Genomic DNA, 6,480 nt, shown 5'->3' with positions numbered 1-6,480 from the left:
AAGCTCGCTAATTAGCCGATGTTCGCATTATGTCTGCCAAATCGTTGTCTGGCGCACAAACCTTGAGGTGACGCCTGGCCGCCGATCCCGTGGCGACGGCCGAACCGGCCAAGGCGACCGCACCCGACGACCAGAAGACCGACGCCGACGGCGCGCTGAGCGAGGTCATCGTCACCGCGCAGAAGCGGCCCGAAAGCCTGCAGAAGACTCCGATCGCGATGTCGGTCCTGTCCGCGCAGGACCTGACGAACCGCCATGTCCAGTCGCTGGTCGACCTGCAGGACGGCGGGATTCCCTCGCTGCGCGTCGCGCCCTTCTATTCGCGCAACTCGGCGCTGATCGTGAACATCCGCGGCGTCGGCGTGCTGGGCGACAGCAACCAGCCCGCCCGCGACCAGGGCGTCGGCGTCTATATCGACGGCGTCTACCTGGGCCGCGCGCAGGGCCTGGGCACCGCGCTGTACGACATCGAGAATATCGAGGTGCTGAAAGGCCCCCAGGGCACGCTGTTCGGCCGCAATACCGAGGGCGGCGCGGTCAACATCGTGACCAAGAAGCCGACCGGCATATTCCATGTGAACAGCACCGCCGGCATCGGCAATTTCGGCAGCTACAAGGGCGAGATCCATGTCGACCTGCCCGAAATCGCCAATATCCGCATCAAGCTGGACGGCGTCGTCACCCACCGCGACCCGCTGGTCCGCAACCCCCTGCCCGGGCAGAAGGGGTTCAACGCCTATGACAAGCATGGCGTGCATTACGAACTGCTGTGGCAGCCGAGCAGCAATTTCAGCGCCGATTATTCGTTCGACAGCTCCTATGACGCGTCGACCCCGCTCTATCTGCAGCTGATCGCCGGGGGCAGCTATGTCCAGTCGCCGATCGGCACGCTCCAGCCGACGCGCGCCCGCGACGCCAATGTCGGCGTGCCGCAGCAGCCCAGCATCGGCAAGGTGAACGGCAACCGCCTGACCTTGGACTGGCATCCGGCCGAGATGCTGACGGTCAAGTCGATCACCGCCTATCGCACCCTGACCCAGACCCAGTTCGACAATGGCTCGGCCGCGACCACCATGTCGACGGCCAGCGGCGTATTCGCGAGCAAGAATTTCGCCGGGGCCGCCATCCCGCTGCTGTTCAGCCGCTACAGCCTGGCCGATTTCCGCCAGAACCAGTTCAGCCAGGAGGTGCAGCTGATCGGCGACCTGCCCGAGCTGAAGTTCGTCGCGGGCGCGCTCTATTATGACGAGCGGGTGGGCGACAATGCGCGCGCCTTCTACACCAACCAGTGCTCGGACTTCACCTGCACCAACTATGTCATCCTGCCGCCCAATTTTCGCACCGACGTGGCGAATTATGCCAGCCTGCCGCTGGACTATAGCGCGCAGCGGATCGACCGGGCGAGCCATGTGCGTACCAGCAGCATCGGCGCGTTCGGCCAGGCGACCTGGACCCCGGCCGCGCTGGACGATCGGGTCCATCTGACCGGCGGCCTGCGCTGGAGCCGCGATGCCAAGCATGGCGCGCTGCTGACCGTCAACGGCAAGCTGCCCGTCGATCGCAACGGCGTGTCGCGCACCATCCCGCTCGACGCCGCCTGGTCGCGCGTCGACCCGATGGTCAACCTGTCGTTCGATGCGACCCGCGACGTCCATCTCTATGGCAAGTGGAGCACCGGCTATAAGTCGGGCGGCGCCAATTCGCGCTCGCAGGAATATGACCCCTTCAAGCCCGAGACGGTGTCGATCTTCGAGATCGGCGCCAAGAGCGAGTTCTTCGACCACCGCGCGCGGTTGAACGTGGCCGCCTATGCGGGCAGCTACAAGGACATTCAGATCGACTTCCAGCGGCCCTATCAGGACGCCAGCGGCGCCTCGACCACCCGCACCACCATCTCGACGCTCAACGCGCCGGGCACGGGCGGGCTGCACGGCGTCGAGGCCGACCTGACCGTCGCCCCGGTCACCGGGCTGACGCTGACCGCCTCCTATGCGCATACCTATGTGCGCATCCCGGCCTCGGTGAACCCCTATCCCAATGCCAAGGGCGTGGTCAGCACCCTCGCGGTGCCGATCTATCCGCAATATACGCCGAGCGACGCGGGCAGCGTCGCGGCGGATTACGAGATGCCGCTGAACGACATGACGGTGCGCGTCCATCTCGACGGCAATTACGACTCCGGCTTCTATGTGAACGCCAACGACCCGGTCTATCTGGGCCCCAACAATCCGGCGAACATCTATCAGCCCAAGGGGGACAAGGCCTTTGTCGTCAACGGCCGCATCGCCCTGGCCGATATCGCCATGGGCCGCGGCGACGCCAAGGCGACCCTGTCGGTCTGGAGCCGCAACCTGTTCAACGAACAGCATCTCTTCTACCGCGCCTATAGCCCGTTCATCGGCACGCAGGGCTTTTTCAACGAGGCCCGCACCTATGGCCTCGAAGCGAATGTGAGGTTCTGATGCGCGCCGCCATCATGCTGGCCATGGTGCTGGCGGTGCCGGCGCCGACGAGGGCGGGGGTGGGGGCTTCGGTCCCCGCGCCTGCCGCGGGGGCGGCGCATGTCCGCGTCCTGCCGTTGCAGGGCGGGCGCAATTTCCGCGACCTGGGCGGCTATCGCACCAGCGACGGCCGGACGGTCAAATGGGGCCTGCTCTATCGCTCGGGCCAGATGCACGACCTGACCTCGGCGGATTACACCTATCTGCAGACGTTGGGCATCCGCACCGTCTGCGACTTTCGCGACACGCGCGAGCGCACCGCTGAGCCGACCCTGTGGCCCGCCGGACAGAAGCCGAAGGTGCTGAGCGACGATTATGCGCTCGACATGAGCGCGATGCGGCTGCCCGGCGATCCGTCGACCTGGACGCACGACCAGGTCGTGGCGGCGATGACCGCGACCTATCCGAAGCTGCTCGAGCAGTTCAACGGCCAGTACCGCCGCATGTTCGCCGAGCTGCTGGCGGGCGACGCGCCGCTCGCCTTTCACTGCACGGCGGGCAAGGACCGGACCGGCGTCGCGGCCGCGCTGCTCCTGACCGCGCTGGGCGTGCCGCGCGCGACGATCGTCGAGGATTATCTTCTCTCCAACCAGCATATGGCGCCGCTGCCCGCCCAGCCGACCGGCTTCTGGGCGAAGCTCTCGCCCGAGGCGGCGCGGACCTTTGCCGGGGTCGACCGGCGCTATATCGACGCGGTGTTCTCGATCACCGACCGTCATCCGGGCGGCACGATGGGCTATCTGAAGGAGGAGATGGGCCTGGGTGCGCCCGAGATCGCGAAGCTGCGTGCGCTGTACCTGACGGCGCGGTGACGGCGTGCTCGGATGTCCATTATCGGAACTCCGAGCACCATCTTCGCAAAAGAGGATGGTACGTTACCCTATAGGCGTCATGATCCGCATCTTATAGGGACGTCACCCATGCCGTCGGTAGGGACCGCCGGATGGGTCTGTTCGGGATGCAGCGCATGAAGATTGCCGTTTTCGGCCTGGGCTATGTCGGTCTGTCCAACGCCGTGCTGCTGGCACAGCATAACGCGGTCGTCGCGGTCGACATCTCGGCCGAGCGGGTGGCGATGGTGAATGCGCGGACCTCGCCGATCATCGACGCCGAGTTGCAGCGTTTCCTGTCGGACCGGCCGCTCGACCTGTCGGCCACGACCGATGCGGGCGCCGCGCTGGCGCGCGCCGACTATGTCATCGTCGCCACGCCGACCAATTACGATGTCGACACCAACAGCTTCAACACCGCCTCGGTCGAAGCGGTCATCACCCTGGCCAAGACCCATGCGCCCGACGCGACCGTGGTGGTCAAATCGACCATCCCGGTCGGCTTCGTCGACGATGTCCGCACGCGGCTCGGGACCGAACAGGTGATCTTCAGCCCCGAATTCCTGCGCGAGGGGCGCGCGCTGCATGACAATCTCCACCCCTCGCGCATCATCGTCGGCGAACAGTCGGAGCGGGCGCGGATCTTCGCCGACCTGCTGGTCCAGGGCGCGGAGAAGACCGACATCCCCGTCCTGTTCACCGGCACCCGCGAGGCCGAGGCGATCAAGCTGTTCGCCAACACCTATCTCGCGATGCGCGTCGCCTTCTTCAACGAACTCGACAGCTATGCGATCGCCGGCGACATGGACACGCGCCAGATCATCGAGGGCGTCGGCCTGGATCCGCGGATCGGCACGCACTACAACAATCCCAGCTTCGGCTATGGCGGCTATTGCCTGCCCAAGGACACCAAGCAGCTGCTGGCCAACTATACCAGCGTGCCGCAGAACCTGATCCGCGCGATCGTCGACGCCAACCGGACCCGCAAGGATTTCCTGGCCGACCAGATCATCGCCCGCAAACCCCGCAAGGTCGGCATCTTCCGCCTGACGATGAAGGCGGGCTCGGACAATTTCCGCCAATCCTCGATCCAGGGCATCATGAAGCGGATCAAGGCCAAGGGGATCGAGGTCGTCGTCTTCGAGCCGTCGCTGCACGAGGACAGCTTCTTCGGCTCGCGGGTCGCGCGCGACCTGGCGGCGTTCAAGGCCGAATGCGACGTCATCATCGCCAACCGCAACGATCCCGAACTGGCCGATGTCGCCGACAAACTGTTCACGCGGGATATTTTCGGGTCGGACTGACGCCGTCGGGCACGCCCGTCAGTCCGATCCTAGCGGTCGCTTTCGCGCTTACGGTATCAGCCGGTCGGCACGCAGCCGCTCGAACAGCGCGAAAAAGGCATCGTCGGTCGGCTGATAGGCGGTGAAGCCGAGCCTGCGGCTCTTCGACATGTCGGTCACCACCTCGATCGGGCGACCGAGATCGGCGTCGGTGTGCCAGGGCGAGGCGAGGCGATCGAGCGCGGGTTCGGCCAGCCCCTCGCGCTCGGCGATGCGGCGCCAGGTTTCCGCATCGTCCGCCATCTGCGTCTCCAGCGGACGCGGCGTCCCGTCGATCGCCGCCGGCTCCAGCCCGAACCATGCGGCAATCCGCCCCCACATCCATTGCCAGCGGAAGACGTCGCCATTGACGATGTTGAACGCCTGGTCGTGCGCCGCCTCGGTCTCCGTCGCCCATAGCAGCTGACGGGCCAGCTGCCCGGCATCGGTCATGTCGGTCAGCCCGCTCCACTGCGCGGGCGAGCCGGGAAAGGCGAAGGGGCGCCCCGTCTCCCGGCACAGCGTCGCATAGACGGCCAGGGTGGTGCCCATGTTCATGGCATTGCCCACCGCCTTGCCGATCACCGTATGCGGACGGTGCACGCTCCAGCTGAAGCCGTCCCGCGCCGCAGCGGCGAACACTTCGTCCTCCTGCGCATAATAGAAATTCTCGACGTCGAGCCGCCCCTGTTCCTCGCGGAACGGCGTCTGGGGCAGGGTGCCCTTGCCATAGGCCTCGAACGGCCCGAGATAATGTTTGAGCCCGGTGACGAGCGCGACGTGGCGCGGGCGGGTCGGCTTGGGCAGGCCGTCCAGCAGGTTGCGAACCATGGCCGCATTCACGCGGATATTCTCCGCCTCGCTATCCTGCCGCAACCAGGTGGTGATGAACACGGCATCGAGGTGGATGCCCGCCAGCGCGGCCGCGGTGGCTTGCGCGTCCTGCAAGTCAGCCGCGACCGGCTGCACGCCATGCTGTTCGACGGGTCGCCGCGCCAGGCCGTGCACCGTCCAGCCCTGTTCCACCAGCAAGGCGGCGGTCGCGCTGCCCACGATACCGCTCGCCCCAACCACCAATGCCGTCTTCGCCATGCTTCACCTTCCGTCTATCCGTCGGGAATAGCTAGGCAGCGCTGGCATCCACTTCTAGACGGCACCAAATAGGGCGCCAGGCACCAGGAGGTAACCACGATGCAGCCGGGTTCGGCCGAGGAGGAATGGCGCGAGGATTGTGCGCCCAGGCGGGTGCTGGCGCTGTTCGCGACCACATGGACCAGCATGGTCCTGCACACGATCCATGCGCGCCATGACGGCGCCTGCCGCACCGGCGTCCTTCAGCGCAGCCTGCCCGGCGTGTCGAAGAAGATGTTGACCCAGACCCTGCGCGACATGGAGGAAACCGGGCTCGTCTCCCGCCATGTCATCAGCGCGATCCCGCCTGCGGTGGAATATCGGCTGACGCCGCTGGGCCGTCGGTTCGTGGAGCCGGTCGAGCTGCTCTATGCCTGGGGCCGCGACAATGCCGACGCGCTCGACCAGCTCGGCAGCCGGCAGACGGCGCGGCGCAGCTGAGTTCGGCCGTCCCTCCAGACGGATCGAGCGGCGCCCTGCGGCGCCGCTCTCTCCCCGGGGGTCAGCGGCAGATGCGGATCCGCTCCCAGCCGCGATATTCGGTCCAGCAGCGGTGATAGGGGCGGTACGGCCGGTAATAGGGCCGGTATCCCCGGTATCCATAGCCCGCATCGCGCCAGCCATAGCCGCCATCATAGCCACCCCAGCGCGGCGGGGGCGGCGCGGGGGGCGGGGGAGGGGGCGGCGGGCCCCAGT

The 6,480-nt window shown here is 66.5% G+C and carries 5 protein-coding genes and 1 pseudogene; 4 read left to right on the top strand and 2 right to left on the bottom strand.

Annotation, left to right across the window (positions count from 1 at the left end):
* The first annotated feature begins 89 nt into the window (after positions 1-89).
* The 3 genes from QZ546_RS17600 to QZ546_RS17590 all read left to right on the top strand — a co-directional run bounded on the left by QZ546_RS17600 (position 90) and on the right by QZ546_RS17590 (position 4,635).
* Positions 90-2,462 carry a TonB-dependent receptor gene (locus tag QZ546_RS17600; RefSeq protein WP_294240548.1) on the top strand — a complete coding sequence of 791 codons (2,373 nt, stop codon included), beginning with the start codon at positions 90-92 and terminating at the stop codon, positions 2,460-2,462.
* Positions 2,462-3,313 carry a tyrosine-protein phosphatase gene (locus QZ546_RS17595; protein WP_294240543.1) on the top strand — a complete coding sequence of 284 codons (852 nt, stop codon included), beginning with the start codon at positions 2,462-2,464 and terminating at the stop codon, positions 3,311-3,313. Before QZ546_RS17600 ends, QZ546_RS17595 begins: the two co-directional genes overlap by 1 nt.
* Positions 3,314-3,468: 155 nt before the next feature.
* Positions 3,469-4,635 (top strand): nucleotide sugar dehydrogenase, encoded by a 1,167-nt coding sequence (locus QZ546_RS17590; protein WP_294240539.1) that lies wholly within the window; start codon positions 3,469-3,471, stop codon positions 4,633-4,635.
* A gap of 48 nt (positions 4,636-4,683) precedes the next feature.
* On the opposite strand, the gene QZ546_RS17585 is transcribed toward QZ546_RS17590, so the two are convergent.
* Positions 4,684-5,745: an SDR family oxidoreductase gene (locus QZ546_RS17585; RefSeq protein WP_294240537.1), complete on the bottom strand. Its 1,062-nt coding sequence runs from the start codon at positions 5,743-5,745 to the stop codon at positions 4,684-4,686.
* Positions 5,746-5,844: 99 nt separating this feature from the next.
* Here QZ546_RS17585 and QZ546_RS17580 point away from each other — a divergent pair, with 99 nt between their 5' ends.
* On the top strand, positions 5,845-6,225 hold the full coding sequence (locus QZ546_RS17580; protein WP_294240535.1) for a helix-turn-helix domain-containing protein: 381 nt from the start codon (positions 5,845-5,847) through the stop codon (positions 6,223-6,225).
* 61 nt (positions 6,226-6,286) lie between these two features.
* Here QZ546_RS17580 and QZ546_RS17575 read toward each other — a convergent pair.
* Positions 6,287-6,480, bottom strand: a pseudogene (locus tag QZ546_RS17575) (hypothetical protein); the annotation flags it as partial.

The sequence above is a fragment of the uncultured Sphingomonas sp. genome (genome assembly GCF_913062585.1).
GTDB lineage: Bacteria > Pseudomonadota > Alphaproteobacteria > Sphingomonadales > Sphingomonadaceae > Sphingomonas.
This window is presented reverse-complemented; position numbering and strand designations above follow the sequence as displayed.